This window comes from Mycolicibacterium phocaicum, from assembly GCF_010731115.1.
Lineage (GTDB): Bacteria > Actinomycetota > Actinomycetes > Mycobacteriales > Mycobacteriaceae > Mycobacterium > Mycobacterium phocaicum.
The window spans coordinates 2446403-2464742 of the sequence record NZ_AP022616.1 but is presented as its reverse complement, the minus strand read 5'-3'; the positions used below and the strand labels follow the sequence as shown (position 1 = coordinate 2464742).

Sequence of the window (18340 nt, the reverse complement as noted above, 5' to 3'; positions counted from 1 at the left end):
GCGCGTTTCGTGACAGACTTCGCCCGTGATCGCTGACTTCGTCGTCGTGGGTACCGGCTCGGCCGGTGCGGTGCTGGCTGATCGACTGAGCGCTGACGGCGCCGCGCAGGTGGTGGTGCTGGAGGCCGGGGCCGTCGACAAGAACCAGTTCATCCACATCCCCGCGGCCTTCTCGAAGCTGTTCCGCGGCGAGTTCGATTGGGATTACTCGACAGAACCGCAGCCCGAACTCGCCGACCGCCGCATCTACTGGCCGCGCGGCAAGACCCTCGGCGGTTCGTCGTCCATGAACGCCATGATGTGGGTCCGCGGCCTGCCCGCGGACTACGACGAGTGGGGTGAGCTCGCCGGCGAAGAGTGGTCGTACGCGGCCGTGAAGAAGTACTTCGACCGGATCGAGGCCGGGCCGCTGGTGCTCAGCCCGCAACGCAGCCCCCGCGGCATCACCGCCGCGTGGCTGGAGGCCGCCGAGCAGTCGGGTCACGAGGGCTTCGTCGAGACCAGGGTCTGTCAGCGCCGCGGCGCCCGCTGGAGCACCGCCGATGCGTATCTGCGGCCGGCGCTGCGCAGGTCGAACCTGCATCTGCGCACCGGTGCCACGGCCACCCGGGTGCTGATCGAGGACGGCCGGGCGGTCGGCGTCGAGTACGAGGCGGACGGTCGTCGCCAGGTCGTCCGGGCGCGCCGCGAGGTGATCCTGTGCGGCGGGGCGATCAACAGCCCGCAGCTGCTGATGCTGTCCGGTGTCGGTCCGCGCGAGCATCTGGCCGAGCACGGCATCGAGGTCGTCCACGATGCGCCGGGCGTCGGCTCGAATCTGCTCGATCACCTGGTGGTGCTGCTCGGGTTCGAGGCCAACTGCGACACCCTGATCAGTGCGGAGAAACCGCTGCAGCTGCTCAACTACCTGACCCGCCGCCGCGGCATGCTCACCTCGAATGTCGGTGAGGCGTATGGCTTTGTCCGCAGCGATCCTGATCTGGCTCAGCCCGACGTCGAGCTGATCTTCGCCCCCGCGCCGTTCTACGACGAGGGCATCGGCGACCCGTATCCGCGCGACGCGGTCGCGATGGGGCCGATCCTGGTGAAGCCCAAGAGCACCGGCACCATCCGGCTGGCGTCGGCCGACCCGCTGGCCAAGCCGATCATCGATCCGCGCTACCTGTCCGATCCCGAGGGAGCCGACCGCAAGGCACTGCTTACGGGCCTGCGAATGCTGGCGGACATGACACAGGCCCCGGCGCTGAAGGGACTGCTCGGCGACATCGCCCGCCCGGTGGGCGCGCACGATCTCGACGACCGGACGCTGGAGCTGGCGCTGGCCACCACGTCGCACACGCTGTATCACCCGACCACCACGTGCCGGATGGGCAGCGACGAGGCCAGCGTGGTCGACCCGCAGCTCCGCGTCCGTGGTGTCGCGGGGCTGCGGGTCGCCGACGCTTCGGTGATGCCGACCATCATCCGGGGCCACACCCACGCCCCGAGCGTGCTGATCGGTGAAAAGGCCGCCGACCTCATCACCGCCTGAGGTCAGAAGTAGGCGTTCGCGGGAATCGCGGTGCCGTGCAGCAGGTTCTGTCCGACCACCCGGGCCTTGTAACCGACGGGGTTGTGCAGCGTGATGGTGCGGATGTTGCGCCAGTGCCGGTCGAGGTTGCGTTGCCGGCTGGCCGCGCTGGCGCCGCCGAGCTCCAGCAGCTTGGTGGCGGCGCGCGGCGCGATGTCGTCCAGGTGCACCTTCACCTTGGCGGCCTGCAGTTGGGCCTGGGCGGTCAGCTCGGCGTCGGGCACCCCGTCCGGGCCGGTCGAGTCGATGGCCGCCGCGATGGCTGCCGCCGCGTCCAGCACCGCGGCCCGCGCGATGTAAGCGGAGCTGGCCAGTTCGCCGAGCTGGCGCTGCAGCAGCGGGTCGTCGGTCGGCGACGCTGCGGAGGCATGGCTGAAACTGCGCTCGCGGGACCGCAGCAGCGCGATCCCGTCGTCCACGATGTTCTCGAGGATTCCGGCCACCACGGCGTGGATGTACAGCTGCAACAGCGTGTACTGCACCGAGGGCACGGGCTCCGCGTCATACGGCGTGTCCGAGAGCACCTCGTCGGGCAGCACCGTCACGTCCTGGAACCGCGTGGTGCCGGTTCCGGTGCGGCGCTGGCCGAAGCCGTCCCAGTCGTCGATGATCGTCACGCCCGCGCGGTCGGCCGGGACGATGACGATCGCCACCGAATCATGATCGGTCGTCGCCGTCACGGTCAGATAGTCCGAGAACAGGGTCCCGGTGCTGTAGAACTTCTCGCCGGTCAAGGTGAATCCGCCGTCGTGGCCGGGCGCCAAGCGGGTGTTGAACACGAGGCTGCCCACCGCGTGGGAGCCCTTCTCGCTGAACGCATTGCCGAACACCTTGCCGTCGGCGACCTTCTGCAGCCAGGTCCGCGATCCGGGCTGGTCCAGGGTGCGCAGTCGCTCCTCGACGAACCAGAAGTGCGTGCGGAAGATGTGCGCCACCACCGGATCGGCCCGGGCGACGTCGATCACGGCGGAAAACAGCTGCGGCACCGTGACGCCGGCGCCGCCAAGTTCGGTGGGCAGGCGCAGGGTGCCGAATCCGGCCCGTTTGAGCGCGGCCACCTGGTCGAAGGGGTTCACGTCGTCCAGATCGCGGTCTTTGGCGCCCGCGGCGATATCGGCCAGCAGGTCGGTCCACGTGGTTGTGTCGGGGAGGTCGAGGATCGTCATGACCCAGTTCTACGTACCAGCACAGTCACAGGCACGGCTTACGATCGCGCCGAACCTAACGCGGCACAATGAGTGACGATGACCATGAACGCCAAACGCCGCAAGGCGCACGACAAGCTCGCTGCGCTGCCGGGGGTGCGCTCGGTGCGGCGACCGGTCCGGTCAAGTGGCGCTGAGGAATTCGATCTTTTCTATGTGCGGACCGGGCCGCCCGGCGACCATCCGCTGGTGATCATCCCGGGTGGGCCGGGTGCGGCGTCCATCGGGCACTATCGCAATCTGCGGCGTCATGCGACGGCCGCCGGCCTGGACGTCATCATGGTGGAGCACCGCGGCGTCGGCATGTCCCGGCACGACGACGCCGGCGCCGACCTGCCCGCGGAGGCGCTGACCATCGAGGCCGCGGTCGACGACATCGCGGCGGTTCTGGACGACGCCGGCGTCGAGTCTGCGGTGATCTACGGCACGTCGTACGGCAGCTACCTGGCGGCAGGTGTCGGCGTGCGCCATCCGGACCGGGTGCATGCCATGGTGCTGGACTCGCCGCTGCTGTGCGCCGACGACATCGACGCGGTGCGCGAAGCCACCCGGGCCGTGCTGTGGGACGGCACCGCCCCGGCGACGGAGGGGCTCGCCAAAAGGGTGCGGGGCCTGGCCGCCGACGGGCAGCTGACGCCCTGGGTGGTGCAACTGGCGACGGGACTGTACGGCCTGGTCGGCCCGGAAGTGCTGGAGCAGCAGCTCGAGCTGCTGCTCACCGGCCGGGGCCTGCTGTGGGGCGCCATCGGGCACAGCACCAAGCTGTTGTTCGAGAGCAAGACGCCGTACCGGCACGAACCCGACCTGGTCGAGCACATCGGCTACCAGGAGCTCAACTACGCGCCGGAACCCGACGGTCTGCCGCTCGATCCGGCGTTGGCGTACCGCGAATCCGCAACCGGCGACCCGGATTTCGTTGCGGAACCGTTCGACCTGGTGGCCGCGATGCCAGGATTCGGCTGGCCCACCGTGGTGATCTCCGGTGGCCGGGATTTGATCACACCGCCGGCCATCGCTCAACGGGTTGCGGGGCTGATTCCGGACGCCGAGCTGCTGGAACTGCCCAGCGCCGGACACAGTGTGCTCGACATGCGTGAGAGCGCGGCGCTGACCATCGCCGCCGCGGTGTGCGCCGGTGAGTACGCGGGATTACCGGACCGGGCAACGGAATTGGACAATGTGCCGCCGGACTTCACGGTGCGCCTGATGGTCAAGGGCATCGCGACAGCCGCGGCCGCCGAGTCGCTTGTGCCGGCCGGGCTGCCGCGCGCCATCAGGCAGCTCCGGACCTGGTAGATCCGGGCCTCGTATACTTCAGGGCTTGGTGAAGCCGATCGTCATGTAGTTCAGATCTCCCAGGCCTGCCGCGCCGAAATTGGCCAAAGTGCTTCTGACCGCGACGTTTCCGGGTGACTGCGCCAGCGGCAGGCTGAATGTCTCGGCCCAGAGCATGCGGTCCAGCTGGTTGGCCAGGGCCTGTGCTTTGACGGGATCGAGCTCGTCGAGGGTCTGCTCGATCTTGGCGTCGATCTCGGGGGTGCCGATCTTGCCGAAGTTGCTCTCGCCATCCGAGGCGTAGATCTGGGTCAGTCCGCTCAGCGGGAAGGCGTCGCCCTGCCAGGCGAACGCGGCGATGTCGAAGTTGCCGGGAATGATGTACCGGCTGAACAGGTCTGCACCTGATGACACCACCAGATCGAGCCGGATGCCGATGTCGGCAAGGGTCTTCTGCGCGATCTGACCGATCTGCCGGCTGCCGGGGGCGTCATAGAAGACGAGGCGGACGGTCAACGGGTGGCCGTCGCGCTCCCGGATCGACCGTCCCGTGGGCAGCTTCCAGCCGAGCGCGTCGAGTTCCCGGCGGGCTCCTGCGGGGTCGAAAGGCGTCCCACCGCTGTTGTTCTGGTAGCCCTCCTGCCCGGCGACGTAGATGTGGCTGTTGAGCGGCACCGGGTTCTCCACCAGTCCGTGCTGCAGGACGGTGACGATGGTCTGCCGGTCGATACCCATGGCGACCGCATGGCGCAGTGCCGGGTCGGCGAGGATCGAACCGGGCGCACCGTTGAACGTCAGGTGCGACCACGTGGGTCCGGGGGCGGTGCGGATGTCGACGCCCTTGGTCCGCCGGGCCAGCACCATGTCATCGATGGAACCCAGTCCGGTGGCGTCGATGGCGTTGTTCTGCAGTGCCGGGATGCGCGCCGCATCGTCGAGCACGAGGAACGTGATGCTGTCCAGTAGTGGCCGGGCGCCCCACCATTTCGGATTGCGGGTCAACGTGATTCGCTGCGCGCCGCGGTCGACGTTCGAGATGACGAACGGACCGGCCGACGGCCCGGGCTTGGTCAGCTGCCCCTTGTTGAAGACCTCGGGGTCGGTCGTCGAGACCTTGGGCAGCAGCATGCCGTTGCCGGCGAACATGCCGCGCCAGTCGGCGTAGGGCCGGGAGAAGGTCATGATGGCCTGCCGGTCGTCGACGCCGCGGGTCACGGACGCCACCCGCTCGCTGCCGTTGGGGCTGGCGATCTGGAACCGGGGGTCCTTGCCCGTCGTCGCGGTGACCTGCGCGGCGATGTCCTCCCACGTGATGGGGGCGCCGTCGCTCCACACGGCCTTGGGGTTGATCGTGTAGGTGACGACCTGCGGGTTGGTGCCGGTCAGCTGGATGTCGGTGAAGTAGTCGTGGTTGACGGTGGTCGAACCGTCGGGTCCGACGATGAAGGCCCGCGGCAGCGTGGGTCGCATGAGCGAGGCGGTGTCGACGGTGTTGCCGTCGATGTTCAGGGTGTTGAAGTTGTCCGGAAACGCCGTCAGCGCCAGCCGCAGATTGCCACCGTCCTTCAGGGTCGACGGGTCTCGCGGGTTGAGGTCGTTGGCCGCACCGAGTTTCGGTGCCCCGGCACTGGATCCGCGGTACTCACTCGAGCAGCCGGCCACCAGCGCGACGAGGGCGAGGATGGCGACCACCAGTTGACTGCGATGTGAAGCCATCACTCACCTCCCGGCTGCGGCACGGCATCGAGCAGCCGCTGGGTGTACGGGTCCTGCGGGGCGCCGAAAACCTGTGCGGCATCGCCCTGTTCGACGACGGCGCCCTTGTACATCACCGCCACGGTGTGGGCGAGATGACGGACCACCGAAAGGTCGTGTGAGACAAACAGATACGAGAGGTCGAAACGCTGTTGCAGGTCCAGCAGCAGGTTGATGATGCCCGCCTGGATCGAGACGTCCAGCGCCGACACCGGTTCGTCGAGCGCCAGAATCTTGGGCTGACGCGCCAGCGCCCGGGCGATGCCGATGCGCTGCTTCTGGCCACCGGAGAACTCGGCGGGGTAGCGGGCGGCGTCCTCGTGCCGGAGGCCGACGATGCCCAGCAGTTCGGTGACGCGGTCGTCGATGCGGTCCTTGTCGAAGCCGCCGACCCGCAACGGCTCGGACAGCACGTCGAACACCGGCAGCCGCGGATCCAGCGCTGCCACGGGATCCTGGAACACCACCTGCAGGTCGCCGCGCAGTTCGCGGCGCGTGTCGCGGGTCAGGCCGGCCACGTCGTGTCCGAGCACCGTGATCGAACCCGATTGCGGCGCGGTCAGATTCAGAATCTGATGCAGCGTCGTGGTCTTGCCGGAACCGGACTCGCCGACGATGCCCAGGGTCCGGCCCTGCTGCAGCTGCAGGCTGACGCCGTCGACGGCACGCAGCTCGCCGACCTTGCGCCGCAGCATCCCGCCGCTGAGCTTGAAGGTCTTCACCAGGTCGCTGACCGCCAGCACCACCGGCCGGTCGGCGTCGTCATGCGCCACGGCCTCGGGTTCGGTTGCCACCCCGTAGATTTCGGCCGCGCTGCGGCCCGTCACCTGGTCGGTGTGAATGCAGGCGGCGGCGTGCCCGGGTGCGACCTCCAGCAGCGCGGGCTCGGCCGCGCGGCAGTCGTCGTCGGCCAGCGGGCAGCGCGGCGCGAACGGGCAACCCGGCGGCAGTGCCGCCATCGACGGCGGTGCGCCGGGGATCGGCACCAACCGCGAGCCTTGCGGCGCGTCGAGCCGTGGCACCGAGCCCAGCAGGCCGACGGTGTACGGCATCACCCGGTCGCGGTACAGATTCGCCACCGGAGCCTTCTCCACGGCCCGGCCGGCGTACATCACCATTGCCCGGTCGGCGAATTCGGCGACCACACCCAGATCGTGCGTGATCATCAGCACCCCGGCGCCGGTGACGTCGCGCGCGGTGCGCAGCACGTCGAGGATTTGCGCCTGCACCGTGACGTCGAGCGCCGTGGTGGGTTCGTCGCAGATGATGAGGTCCGGGTCGTTCGCGATCGCGGTGGCGATGACGACGCGCTGGCGCTCACCGCCGGACAGCTCATGCGGGAACGCGCGCGCCCGGGCCGCCGGCTGCTTGATGCCGACCAGCTCCAGCAGTTCCACCGCCCGGGCTCGCGCGGCCCGCCGGTCCATCGAACGGTCATGCACGCGAAGGGCTTCGGCGATCTGGTCGCCGACGGTGTACACCGGGGTGAGCGCCGACATCGGGTCCTGGAACACCGTGCCGATCACCCGGCCGCGTACCTGGGACATCGCGTCGTCGTCGAGCCCGACGAGCTGCTTGCCCTGCAGTGTCACCGAACCCGTCACCTGGGCGTGCTCGGGCAGCAGGCCCACCACCGCCATGGCGGTCGCCGATTTACCGGCGCCGGATTCACCGACCAGTGCCAGCACCTCGCCGGGGGCGATGTGGAAGTTCATGCCGCGCACCGCCGAGACGTCCTCGTCGGACGTCTGGAAGGTGACCGTCAGGTCGCGCACCTCGAGCAACGGTGCGCTCATCGCTTCACCACCCGCCGCCGACGGGGCCGGGCCGAGGGATCGAGCGCGTCGCGCAGGCCGTCGCCGATCAGGTTGGCGCACAGCACGATCAGCACCAGAACACTGGCCGGGAACAGGAACACCCAGGGGAACGTAGTGACTGACGGGGTGCCGTCGGCGATCAATGTGCCCAGGGAAACGTCGGGCGGCTGCACGCCGAAACCCAGGTAACTCAAACCGGTTTCGGCCAGGATCGCCATGCCCACGTTGAGTGTGGTGTCGATGATCAGGATGGACGCCACGTTCGGCACGATGTGGCGGGCGATGATGCGGGCATGGCTGACACCCATATACCGTGCGGCCGTGACGAACTCGCGTTCGCGCAGGCTCATGGTCAGGCCGCGCACCATGCGTGAGCTGATCATCCACGAGAACGCCGCCAGCAGGATCACCAGCCACAGCACCGTGCTCTGATGCCGGATGCGGGGCGTCACGATCGCGATGAGGATGAAACCCGGGATCACCAGCAGCAGATCCACGATCCACATCAACACCCGGTCGCGCCAGCCCCCGAAGTAGCCCGCCACCGAGCCGACCGTCGCGGCGATGACCGTCGAGATCACGGCCACGCACACGCCGATCAGCATCGACTTCTGCATGCCCCGCAACGTCTGCGCAAAGACGTCCTGCCCGAGCGCATTGGTGCCGAACAGGTGCCGGCCATCCGGAGGTTGCAGCAGCGCACCGAAGTCCATGTCGGTGTGCGAGTAGGGCAGCAGCGGCGGCAGGGCGTAGCAGCCGACGAAGAGCACCACCAGCAGCACCAGCGACACGACGGCGGGCCGGTTGCGGACGAAGCGCCGCGCCACCAGCGTGCGGCGCGAGGCGAACCGGGCACGCGGCAGCCCGAACTGGACACTCATGAGACCCGCACCCGGGGATCGAGGGCGGCGTAGACGATGTCCGAGAGCAGACCGCCGATCAGGATCGTCGTCCCGGAGAACAGCGTGAACGCGGCGACGATGTTGGCGTCCTGGCCGTTGATGCCCTGCACCATCCACTCACCCATGCCGTGCCAGCCGAAGATCTTCTCGACGAACACCGCGCCGGTGACCAAGCCCGCGACGCCGTAGGCGAACAGCGTTGCCATCGGGATCAGCGCGGTGCGCAGGCCGTGCTTGAAGAGCGCCTGGCGCCTCGTCAGGCCCTTCGCGCGGGCGGTCCGGATGAAGTCCTGGCCGAGCACATCGAGCATCGCATTGCGCTGATAGCGGCTGTAGCCGGCGATGGCGCCGAGCGCCAGGGTCGTCGTCGGCAGCACCAGATGCTGTACCCGGTCGACGAAACCGTGCCAGCCGCCCGCGGCATACGGCGACGTCTCACCGGTGTACTGGAACAGCTGGAAGCCCAGCACCTCGTTGACGCCGAGCGCGCCGAGAATCAGCAGGTTCGCGATGACGAACGTCGGGGCGCTGAGAATCAGGAGCGCCAGCACGGTGATGGTCCGGTCGGACAGACGGTACTGCCGGATGGCGCCCCAGGCCCCGATGATGACGCCGATGATGGAACCCAGGATCGACCCGATGGCCACCAGCCGCAGGCTGGTCCACACCCGTCGTCCCAGTTCTTCGGAAACCGGTTGTCCGGTAACGGTTTTCCCGAAGTCCCCGTGCACCGCGCCGGACACCCAGTTGGCGTAGCGGGGCAGCAGCGGCCTGTCGAGCCCGAGGTCGTGGGCCTTGGCGTCGATGACGGATTGCGGTGGCCGCGGGTTGCGCTGCAACAGGTTGTCCAGCGGGTGGAAGGTGACCGACGTCAGCGCGAAGGTCAGGAACGTCGCCAGCGTCAACAGGATCGCGTAGTTGAACAATCGGCGGATCAGGAACCGCGTCATGGGCCGCTCGCTGGAATCCGCATCTGGACAGGTTAGGAGATCCCGGCGCACTAGTGCGGGATTGGCGCCCACTGGCTGCGGCCGCTTCGGTGTGAGCCCGTGACGTGCCAATTCTGATTGGCCGGAATACCTGACGGTCGAGGCGACTGAAAACGTATGACCGGCCGCGTGCCCCAACGGTGTGGCGAAATCGTGGCGGATCGCGTCTAGGTGGGAGACCCGCGATGAGTCGAACCAAGAATTCTGAAGCAAACAACAAGTGGGCCATCGGCGTTATCGCCGGGAGCGTGGTCGTCGGCGTCACGACCGTGGTGCTTGTCGGAGCGCAGGCACAGTCCCTGCAAACGACATCGGCCAACGGCACCTCGGTCAGTTCGGTCGTCAGCGCCACGACGGTCGGGCCGATCATCAGCGCCGCGCCGGCCATCACCGGACCCGCTCCGCTGTACCCGGGGCAGGACCCGGGCTGATGAGTTTCGCGGCGGCGGCGCATTCATAGTCCCGGCCCAACTTTCCTGCAACTGGTTGGCCGGTAACAGTTTTTCCTGGCTTTGCGTGCCCCGTGGTCCCAATCTTCCAGAGCCGGTCCAGCGGCCTCTCAGGTGGGCAATTGCGGCGTTGGCGAACTGGCAGAACCAGTTCAGCGCGCTGTCAGAGTGGCGCGCTTGACTCGAAATATCTGACCAGCCGCGCCCCGACGGCGCGGCGAAGCGGTCCCGACTACACGGGAGGCAAATCATGAGTCGACCAGAGACTTCCGGCATCACCTTGAAGTGGGCGATCGGCATCATCGGCGGGAGCGCTGCGGTGGGTGCCCTGGCGGTCTGTGCGGGCGTGCTCGCGGCCCCGTCGGAGTCGACGTCGGCCAACAGCACGTTGATCACGCCGACGAGCACGACGGCCCCGGTCACCTTCGCGGCCCCGTCCATCACCGGCAAGGCGCCGCTGTGGGCCGGGCAGTCGCCGGACACCAACCCCCAGGGTTAGCCGGCTTTCACAGCCTGCACATAGATTCGCCACAGTCGCGGCCCACAACGATGCGAATAATGGAGCTGTGACAGGTCCCAGCAGCACCGCCCGTGACAGTGAAGCCCCGCGCGTCGTCATGCACCGCGCCGACGGCAAGCCGATCAACGTCCTCGTGGTCGACGACGAACCCGTCCTCGCCGAGCTCGTCTCGATGGCCCTGCGCTACGAAGGCTGGGACATCGCCACCGCCGGCGACGGTGCGAGCGCGATCGCGCTGGCCAAGGACAACCCACCCGAAGTGGTGGTGCTGGACGTGATGCTGCCCGACATGAGCGGGCTCGACGTGCTGCGCAAGCTGCGCGAGCAGATCCCCGGCCTGCCCCTGCTCCTGCTGACCGCCAAGGACTCGGTCGAGGACCGGATCGCCGGCCTCACCGCGGGCGGCGACGACTACGTCACCAAACCGTTCAGCATCGAGGAAGTGGTGCTGCGGCTGCGGGCGCTGCTGCGGCGCACCGGTGTGGCCAACGAAGCCGGTGGCGCGCAGATCGTCGTCGGTGACCTGGTGCTCGACGAGGACAGTCACGAGGTGACGCGCGCCGGCGAACAGATCACGCTGACCGCGACCGAGTTCGAGCTGCTGCGGTACATGATGCGCAACTCCAAGCGGGTGCTGAGCAAGGCCCAGATTCTCGACCGGGTGTGGAGCTACGACTTCGGTGGCCGCTCCAACATCGTGGAGCTGTACGTGTCGTACCTGCGTAAGAAGATCGACAGTGGCCGCGAGCCCATGATCCACACCCTGCGTGGCGCCGGATATGTCCTCCGACCTGCCCGCTGAGGCCGGTACGCGGATCTGGCAGCCGCGGACCTGGTCGCTGCGGGTCCGGCTGCTGGTCACCCAGGTGCTGCTGCTGGCGCTGGTCATCGTCGGCGTCGGCGCGGCCACCGAGTTCGCGCTGCAGCGTTTTCTGCTGCACCAGTTGGACGACCAGGTGCTCGAGGCGGGCCGGCGCTCGGCCGCCATCTTCGAGTTGCCCCCGCCGCCCATGGCGCCGCCGTTGACCGGTGGGGTGCCCCGGCCGTCCATGGACCCACATTTCCGGATGCGCTTCGACCCCGAGGCCGGCCCCGGCCCCGGCTTCCTCAACGCGCCCGGTCAGGCCGTCGGCACCATCGGAGCGGTGGTGTTCCGCGGCCAGGTCGACGCCGGTGTCATCACCTCCGAGGGCAGTCGTGACTCGGTGACCACCACGGCCACAGCACAATTGGCGCAGGTGCCGCCGGATCGCAAGATTCGCACCATGGACGTCGACGGGGTGGGGACGTACCGGGTCATCGGCCTGCATCCCCGGCACGGCGGTCCGCAGACCATCGTCACCGGCCTGCCCACGCGGCACGTCGACAACACCCTGCTGTGGGTGCTCGGCATGTTCTGCGCGGTGGGCGCTCTCGCGCTGATCGGGGCGACGGTGGTCGGGGTGTGGATCATCCGCCGCCAACTCGCCCCGCTGTCAAGGGTTTCCGCCGCCGCGCGTGACGTGGCCGACCGGGAACTGGACCGGGGAGAGGTCCAGTTGCCGACGGAGATCGTGCACGTCGACCCCGTCGCCGCGCACACCGAGGTCGGGCAGCTGGGTTCGGCGCTCAACCGCATGCTGGACCGGATCGCCGGCGCGCTCGCGGCCCGCCATGCCAGCGAGACGCGGGTGCGTCAGTTCGTGGCCGACGCCAGTCACGAACTCCGCACGCCGCTGGCGGCGATCCGCGGCTATACCGAACTGGCGCAACGCAAGAGCGAGCAGCTGCCCGCCGATGTCGCCCACGCGATGAATCGTGTCGAATCCGAGACGGTCCGCATGACCCGGCTCGTCGAGGACATGCTGCTGCTGGCCCGGCTCGATGCCGGCCGGCCGCTGGAGATGGAGAACGTCGACCTGTCCCAACTGGTCGTCGACGCCGTCAGCGACGCCCACATCGCCGGCCCCGATCACGACTGGTCGCTGGATCTGCCCGAGGAACCCGTGACCATCGCAGGCGATCCGGCGCGGCTGCACCAGGTGCTGGTGAACCTGCTGGCCAATGCGCGTACGCACACGCCGGCTGGCACGTCGGTGACGATCTCGCTATCCGCCGATGCGGACGCCACCGTGATCAGCGTCGCCGATGACGGCCCGGGCATTCCGAAAACGTTGCAGCCCGAGGTGTTCGAGCGGTTCGCCCGTGGCGACTCGTCGCGGTCCCGTCAGGCCGGCAGCACCGGATTGGGGCTGGCCATCGTCGCTGCCGTGGTCAAGGCGCACGGCGGCACCATCAGCGTCGACAGCCGCCCCGGAGCGACGGTGTTCACCGTGCGCCTGCCCGCGGGCCCGGCCGATCAAGCCTCACAGCCACCGCACAGCGTCGCCTCGACGTCCGCCTAACCGACGCGCCCACAATCAGACTGGTGAATTCCGCACCACGCCGCCCATTTGGCGAGCGACTCCAGCTCGGGCTCCTGCTCGCGGGCACCGCTGTGCTGTACCTGTGGAACCTGTCGGTGAGCGGTTGGGCCAACAGCTTCTATTCAGCGGCGGCGCAGGCCGGTGCCAGCGACTGGACCGCAATGCTGTTCGGCGCCAGCGACTCCGGTAATGCCATCACTGTCGACAAGACGCCCGGTGCGCTGTGGGTGATGGACCTGTCGGTCCGGCTGTTCGGGCTCAGTTCCTGGAGCATCCTGGTGCCGCAGGCCCTGATGGGTGTGGCGGCGGTGGCGGTGCTGTATGCCGCGGTGCGCCGCGCCGCCGGGTCTGCCGCCGCGCTGCTGGCCGGCGCGGTGTTCGCGCTGACGCCCGTGGCCGCCTTGATGTTCCGCTTCAACAATCCTGACGCGCTGCTCGTCCTGCTCCTCGTGCTCGGTGCCTACTGCGTGCAGCGCGCGTGCGAAAAAGACGCGGGCCGTTGGTGGTTGGTCGCCGCCGGGGTAGCCGCCGGATTCGCGTTCCTGGCCAAGATGCTGCAGGCTTTCCTGGTGCTGCCGGCCTTTGCGGCCGCGTACCTGGTCGCCGGGCCGTCGCCGGTGCGGACCCGGTTGTGGCGGTTGCTCGGCGGCACGGCGGCCATGGTCATCTCCGGCGGCTGGCACCTCGCGCTGGTCGAACTGTGGCCGTCCTCGTCGCGCCCGTATGTCGGCGGATCGCAACATGATTCGATCATCGAACTGGCCCTGGGCTACAACGGCGTCGGCCGGCTGAACGGGAACGAGCCCGGCGGCCTGGGCAACCCGAACTTCGACGCGGGGTGGGATCGGCTGCTGGGCACGAGCATGGGCACCTACGCGGGGTGGCTGCTGCCCGCGGCGCTGATCTGCCTGATCGCGGGAGTGGTGCTCACGCGCCGGCTGCCGCGCACCGATCCGACGCGGGCCGCGCTCATCCTCTGGGGTGGGTGGCTGGTGTGCACCGCCGTGGTGTTCAGCTTCGCCAACGGGATCGTGCATCAGTACTACACGGTGGCGCTCGCACCGGCCATCGGAGCCTGCGTGGGAATCGGGTCGGTGCTGTTGTGGCGCAACCGCGCCGGCTGGCCGGCCCGACTGACCATGGCGGGCACCGTGGTCGCGACGGCGGCGGTGGCTGCGCTGCTGCTGGGCCGCGCTGACGTGACGTGGCTGCGGACGTCGGTGCTGATCGTCGGCGTCGTCGCCGCCCTGCTGCTGCTCGCGCCGCCTCGATTCGGCTCCGCACGCCTGGCGGTGGCCGTGGCGGTCCTGGTGTGCCTGGCCGCCCCGACCGCGTATTCGATTGCCACCGCGAGTGTTTCGCATACCGGAGCGATGCCGTCCGTGAGCGGGCCCGGCGGCCGCAGCGCCGGCTGGGGGCCGCCGCCCGGACACGGCAAGGCCCGCGGTCCCGCCGGTGGGCCCGGCCATGCGATGGGCGCACCGCCGCAAGGCTTTCGGCCCCGCGGCGGACTGTTCGAATCGCCGGTGCCGGGAGCGGCCTTGACGTCGCTGCTCGGTACCGACGCCGGGAGGTACCGCTGGGCGGCGGCCGTCGTCGGCTCCACCAACGCCGCCGGCTACCAGCTGGCCGCCCGCGTCCCGGTGATGGCGATCGGCGGCTTCAACGGCACCGATCCCGCGCCCACGTTGGCACAGTTCCAGCAGTACGTCGCTGCCGGTCAGATCCACTACTTCGTGGAAGGCGACGTCAAGATGGGCTGGGGACCCCACGGGCAGGACGACGCCAAGCAGGAATCTCAGCAGATCGCCACCTGGGTCGGCCAGCACTTCACCGCCACCACCGTCGACAACACCGTCGTCTACGACCTGACGCAGCCGTTGGCCCAGCCGCACTGACCCTGCCGCGTTGACTCTGCGGTGTGGGCGCTCTCTACTCGCACTTTTGCGCCGTGGCCGCGGAGTCAATGTGGGCGCGTGTTGATCCTGCGGTGTGGGCGCTGTCTACTCGCGCTTTTGCGCCCTGGCAGCGGAGTCGATGTGAGCGCCGTGTTGATCCTGCGGTGTGGGCGCTGTCTACTCGTGCTTTTGCGCCGTGGCCGCGGAGTCGACGACGGCCTCAAACACATAGCTCGCCCATAGCTTCAGCCCATGGCGGCCTAAAGGTACCGGCTGAAGATCAATGTCATGACGAACCTGGTCGAGCGCGACGCCGAGCAACGCTTCACTACGCGCCCAAATGCCGCCCTCGCCGCACGCGCCGCCGGCGTCCCGGTGCTGGACATCGTGGTCCCCGTGTACAACGAGCAGGTCGCACTGCCCGGCTCGATCCGCCGGTTGCACCGCCACCTCGAGGAGCACGTGCCGTACCCGGTGCAGATCACCATCGCCGACAACGCCAGCATCGACGACACCCCGCGGGTCGCCGCCGAGTTGGCCGCCGAGTTGGACAACGTCCGCGTCGTGCGACTCGAGCTCAAGGGCCGGGGGCGGGCGCTGCACGAGGTGTGGTCGCACTCGCAGTCGCCGGTGCTGGTCTACATGGACGTCGACCTCTCCACCGACCTGGCCGCCCTCGGCCCGCTGGTGGCGCCGCTGATCTCGGGCCACTCGGACCTGGCGATCGGCACCCGGCTGGCCCGGTCCTCCCGGGTCGTGCGGGGGCCGAAGCGGGAGTTCATCTCTCGCTGCTACAACCTGATCCTGCGCGGGGCGCTGTCGGCGAAGTTCTCCGACGCCCAGTGCGGCTTCAAGGCCATCCGGGCCGACGTGGCCCAGGCGCTGCTGCCGCTCGTCGAGGACACCGGCTGGTTCTTCGACACCGAACTGCTGGTGCTGGCCGAGCGCACGGGCCTGCGCATCCACGAGGTCCCCGTCGACTGGGTCGACGATCCCGACAGCCGGGTGGACATCATCGCCACCGCGGCCGCAGACCTCCGCGGCGTCGGCCGGTTGTTGCGCGGGTTCGCCAACGGCAGCATCCCGGTGAACACCATTGCCGCGCAGCTGGGTTCGTCGACCAGGGCGGCCGCACCCCGTTCGCTGCTGCGCCAGGTTGTCCGGTTCGGGACCATCGGCGTCGCCTCGACGCTGGCCTACCTGCTGCTGTTCATGATGATGCACGCCGCGCTCGGCGCGCAGACGGCCAACCTGATCGCCCTGCTGGTCACCGCGATCGTCAACACCGCCGCCAACCGGCGCTTCACATTCGGTGTCCGGGGTGGGGGAGCGGCGAGCGCGACCCGTCACCAGTTCGAGGGGTTGATCGTCTTCGGTATCGCGCTGGCCATCACCAGCGGCGCGCTGGCCGGGCTGCACGCGTTCGCACCGCACGCCCACCATCTCCTCGAACTGAGCGTGCTGGTGGCCGCGAACCTCGTCGCCACTGCGGTGCGGTTCGTGCTGCTGCGCGGTTGGGTATTCCACCCGCGGCGTGCGAATTGACCTGCCTACCAATCGCTTCAGAGGAGACCCGCGCGTGATCGCCACTGCACCCACCGTCGCTCAGCTACCCAAACCCCGTCGGCGCCCAGCAATCTGGGCCCGGCCCGTATGGGAACGGTCCGCGCTGCTGACGCTGCTGGCCGCGACCGCCGTGCTGTACCTGTGGGCGCTCGGCTCCTCGGGTTGGGCCAACTCGTACTACGCCGCCGCAGCCCAGGCGGGCACCCAGAACTGGGAAGCGTTGCTGTTCGGCTCATTTGACGCCGGCAATGCGATCACGGTCGACAAGCCGCCGGCGGCCCTGTGGCTGATGGGCCTGTCGGGCCGGCTGTTGGGATTCAGCGCGTTCAGCATGCTGCTGCCGCAGGCACTCATGGGCGTGGCGTCGGTCGGGATGCTGTATGCGACGGTCCGTCGCACCAGCGGTGCGGCCGCCGGACTGTTGGCCGGTCTGGTGCTGGCGGTGACACCCGTTGCGGCCCTGATGTTCCGGTTCAACAACCCGGACGCGCTGCTCGTGCTGCTGCTGATCACCGCGGCCTACTGCACGGTGCGGGCCATCCAGTCGAAGGACTTCGCCGTCTCCGCGCGCTGGATGACGGCGACCGGCGTCGTCGTCGGATTCGCCTTCCTGACCAAGATGCTGCAGGCCTTCCTGCCGGTACCGGGACTGGCATTGGCGTTCCTGGTCGCCGCGCCGTTCAGTGTCGGGCGCCGCATCAGCGCGCTGCTGATGTCCGGTGTGGCCCTCGTGGTTTCGGCTGGCTGGTACATCGCGCTGGTGAGCCTGTGGCCCGCCGACGCCCGTCCGTATATCGCCGGGTCCACCGACAACAGCCTGCTGCAGTTGGCGTTGGGCTACAACGGCATCGAGCGGATCACCGGTGGCGACCGTCCCAGCGGCGGTCCCGGCGGCGGTATGCGGGACAACCTGTTCTTCGGTGGGCACGCCGGCATCACCCGACTGTTCGGCCCGTCGATGGGTGTCGAGATCTCGTGGCTGCTGCCGGTGGCATTGATCGGTCTGGTGCTGTTGCTGTGGGCCACTCGCCGCGCGCCCCGCACCGACCTGGGCCGCGCCGGGGTAGTGCTCTGGGGCGGTTGGCTTCTCGTGACCGGCGTGGTGTTCAGCTTCATGGACGGCACGGTGCACCCGTATTACAACGTCGCGCTCGCCCCCGCGGTGGCTGCGTTGGCGGGCATGACGGTGGCGCACCTGTGGCAGCGCCGGGACACGTTGCCGGCCCGCCTGCTGCTTGCGTTGCTTCTGGTCGGCTCGGCCGGCTGGGCGTTCGCACTCCTGTCACGCACCCCGGGCTGGATGCCCGCCCTGCGCTGGAGCATCGCCGCGGTGGCGGTGCTGGCGGCAGTGGCCATCGTGGTGGCCGGGGCGCGCTCCGGACGGTTCACCGCGGTCGTCGCCGGTATCGCGATCGCCGCGGCCCTGGCCGGGTCGGCATCGTTCACGTTGTACAACGTGGCGCAAGGTCACAGCAGTGGTCCCGGCTCGATGTCCGGTCCGCCGCGGACCGGCGGCGACGCGTGGCCGGGCGGTGGTCCCGGCGGCCCGGGTGGCCCCGGCCGCGAGGGACCCAATGCCGAACTCGAGAACCTGATCCGGGGCGCGAACAATCGGTGGGCAGCAGCGACGGTGGGGTCCTTCCAGGCCGGGGACCTCGAATTGAGCACCGGTAAGTCGTTGATGGCGATCGGCGGATTCTCCGGCGGCGATAACGCGCCGACCCTGGCGCAGTTCAAGCAGTACGTCGAGGACGGCCAGATCCACTACTTCATCGCCGGCGATCACAAGCGCGGTCCAGGACCCGGAGGCCGTGAACGAGGGAGTGCCGCGGACATCACCGCATGGGTGACGGCGCACTTCGCCAAGCTCGACGTCGGCGGCGCGACCGTCTACGACCTGGAAGCACCGCACTGATTGCTGCCGCGTTGTGCCTCGGATGGCAGCCACATCCTGGCTGCGATCCGAGGCGCAACGTGAATCAGGCGTCC

General features: G+C 68.9%; 14 protein-coding genes. 9 read left to right on the top strand and 5 right to left on the bottom strand.

Annotation, left to right across the window (positions count from 1 at the left end):
* The first annotated feature begins 25 nt into the window (after positions 1-25).
* Positions 26-1531 (top strand): GMC family oxidoreductase, encoded by a 1506-nt coding sequence (locus G6N46_RS11775; RefSeq protein WP_138249540.1) that lies wholly within the window; start codon positions 26-28, stop codon positions 1529-1531.
* Between the two features lie 2 nt (positions 1532-1533).
* Here the strand turns inward: G6N46_RS11775 and G6N46_RS11770 are convergent, their stop codons facing one another.
* Entirely contained in the window at positions 1534-2736 is a 1203-nt protein-coding gene (locus G6N46_RS11770) for an acyl-CoA dehydrogenase family protein (protein WP_138249539.1), read from the bottom strand.
* A 78-nt stretch (positions 2737-2814) separates the two neighbouring features.
* On the opposite strand from G6N46_RS11770, the gene G6N46_RS11765 reads away from it, so the two are divergent.
* The gene (locus G6N46_RS11765) at positions 2815-4071 is read left to right on the top strand and encodes an alpha/beta fold hydrolase (RefSeq protein ID WP_138249538.1); all 1257 of its coding nucleotides are present in this window, start codon (positions 2815-2817) and stop codon (positions 4069-4071) included.
* A gap of 18 nt (positions 4072-4089) precedes the next feature.
* Here G6N46_RS11765 and G6N46_RS11760 read toward each other — a convergent pair whose 3' ends face one another.
* The 4 genes from G6N46_RS11760 to G6N46_RS11745 are packed head-to-tail and all read right to left on the bottom strand — an operon-like array spanning position 4090 to position 9474.
* Positions 4090-5766, bottom strand: coding sequence for an oligopeptide ABC transporter substrate-binding protein OppA (locus tag G6N46_RS11760; protein ID WP_061009689.1), 1677 nt, complete (start codon positions 5764-5766; stop codon positions 4090-4092).
* Positions 5766-7601, bottom strand: coding sequence for an oligopeptide ABC transporter ATP-binding protein OppD (locus G6N46_RS11755; RefSeq protein ID WP_061002605.1), 1836 nt, complete (start codon positions 7599-7601; stop codon positions 5766-5768). Before G6N46_RS11755 ends, G6N46_RS11760 begins: the two co-directional genes overlap by 1 nt.
* Positions 7598-8503 (bottom strand): oligopeptide ABC transporter permease OppC, encoded by a 906-nt coding sequence (locus tag G6N46_RS11750; protein ID WP_061002607.1) that lies wholly within the window; start codon positions 8501-8503, stop codon positions 7598-7600. The genes G6N46_RS11755 and G6N46_RS11750 overlap by 4 nt, the downstream gene beginning before the upstream one ends.
* Positions 8500-9474 carry an oligopeptide ABC transporter permease OppB gene (locus tag G6N46_RS11745; RefSeq protein WP_138249537.1) on the bottom strand — a complete coding sequence of 325 codons (975 nt, stop codon included), beginning with the start codon at positions 9472-9474 and terminating at the stop codon, positions 8500-8502. The genes G6N46_RS11750 and G6N46_RS11745 overlap by 4 nt, the downstream gene beginning before the upstream one ends.
* A gap of 224 nt (positions 9475-9698) precedes the next feature.
* On the opposite strand from G6N46_RS11745, the gene G6N46_RS11740 reads away from it, so the two are divergent.
* From G6N46_RS11740 to G6N46_RS11710, 7 genes are all read left to right on the top strand, one after another.
* Complete coding sequence (locus tag G6N46_RS11740; protein ID WP_061002612.1) at positions 9699-9944, top strand: hypothetical protein; 246 nt, start codon at positions 9699-9701, stop codon at positions 9942-9944.
* Positions 9945-10212: 268 nt separating this feature from the next.
* Positions 10213-10461 carry a hypothetical protein gene (locus G6N46_RS11735; RefSeq protein ID WP_138249536.1) on the top strand — a complete coding sequence of 83 codons (249 nt, stop codon included), beginning with the start codon at positions 10213-10215 and terminating at the stop codon, positions 10459-10461.
* Positions 10462-10579: 118 nt separating this feature from the next.
* Positions 10580-11284, top strand: a complete 705-nt coding sequence (locus G6N46_RS11730) for a response regulator transcription factor (RefSeq protein WP_138249587.1) — start codon at positions 10580-10582, stop codon at positions 11282-11284.
* Positions 11262-12866 carry a sensor histidine kinase gene (locus G6N46_RS11725; protein ID WP_163692726.1) on the top strand — a complete coding sequence of 535 codons (1605 nt, stop codon included), beginning with the start codon at positions 11262-11264 and terminating at the stop codon, positions 12864-12866. Before G6N46_RS11730 ends, G6N46_RS11725 begins: the two co-directional genes overlap by 23 nt.
* A 23-nt stretch (positions 12867-12889) precedes the next feature.
* Positions 12890-14785 carry a glycosyltransferase family 39 protein gene (locus tag G6N46_RS11720; RefSeq protein WP_234880681.1) on the top strand — a complete coding sequence of 632 codons (1896 nt, stop codon included), beginning with the start codon at positions 12890-12892 and terminating at the stop codon, positions 14783-14785.
* 288 nt (positions 14786-15073) lie between these two features.
* A complete protein-coding gene (locus G6N46_RS11715) occupies positions 15074-16330 on the top strand; it encodes a bifunctional glycosyltransferase family 2/GtrA family protein (RefSeq protein WP_138249534.1) in 1257 nt (418 codons plus the stop codon).
* A gap of 34 nt (positions 16331-16364) precedes the next feature.
* The gene (locus G6N46_RS11710) at positions 16365-18266 is read left to right on the top strand and encodes an ArnT family glycosyltransferase (protein ID WP_138249533.1); all 1902 of its coding nucleotides are present in this window, start codon (positions 16365-16367) and stop codon (positions 18264-18266) included.
* Positions 18267-18340: the final 74 nt, after the last annotated feature.

Excerpts from the sequence above, each read along its gene's own strand:
- G6N46_RS11735 (WP_138249536.1), top strand. The coding sequence starts at position 10,213 with ATGAGTCGACCAGAGACTTCCGGCATCACCTTGAAGTGGGCGATCGGC.
- G6N46_RS11740 (WP_061002612.1), top strand. The coding sequence starts at position 9,699 with ATGAGTCGAACCAAGAATTCTGAAGCAAACAACAAGTGGGCCATCGGC.
- G6N46_RS11730 (WP_138249587.1), top strand. The coding sequence starts at position 10,580 with ATGCACCGCGCCGACGGCAAGCCGATCAACGTCCTCGTGGTCGACGAC.
- G6N46_RS11755 (WP_061002605.1), bottom strand. The coding sequence starts at position 7,601 with ATGAGCGCACCGTTGCTCGAGGTGCGCGACCTGACGGTCACCTTCCAG.
- G6N46_RS11770 (WP_138249539.1), bottom strand. The coding sequence starts at position 2,736 with ATGACGATCCTCGACCTCCCCGACACAACCACGTGGACCGACCTGCTG.
- G6N46_RS11715 (WP_138249534.1), top strand. The coding sequence starts at position 15,074 with ATGACGAACCTGGTCGAGCGCGACGCCGAGCAACGCTTCACTACGCGC.
- G6N46_RS11725 (WP_163692726.1), top strand. The coding sequence starts at position 11,262 with ATGTCCTCCGACCTGCCCGCTGAGGCCGGTACGCGGATCTGGCAGCCG.
- G6N46_RS11760 (WP_061009689.1), bottom strand. The coding sequence starts at position 5,766 with ATGGCTTCACATCGCAGTCAACTGGTGGTCGCCATCCTCGCCCTCGTC.
- G6N46_RS11745 (WP_138249537.1), bottom strand. The coding sequence starts at position 9,474 with ATGACGCGGTTCCTGATCCGCCGATTGTTCAACTACGCGATCCTGTTG.
- G6N46_RS11765 (WP_138249538.1), top strand. The coding sequence starts at position 2,815 with ATGACCATGAACGCCAAACGCCGCAAGGCGCACGACAAGCTCGCTGCG.
- G6N46_RS11750 (WP_061002607.1), bottom strand. The coding sequence starts at position 8,503 with ATGAGTGTCCAGTTCGGGCTGCCGCGTGCCCGGTTCGCCTCGCGCCGC.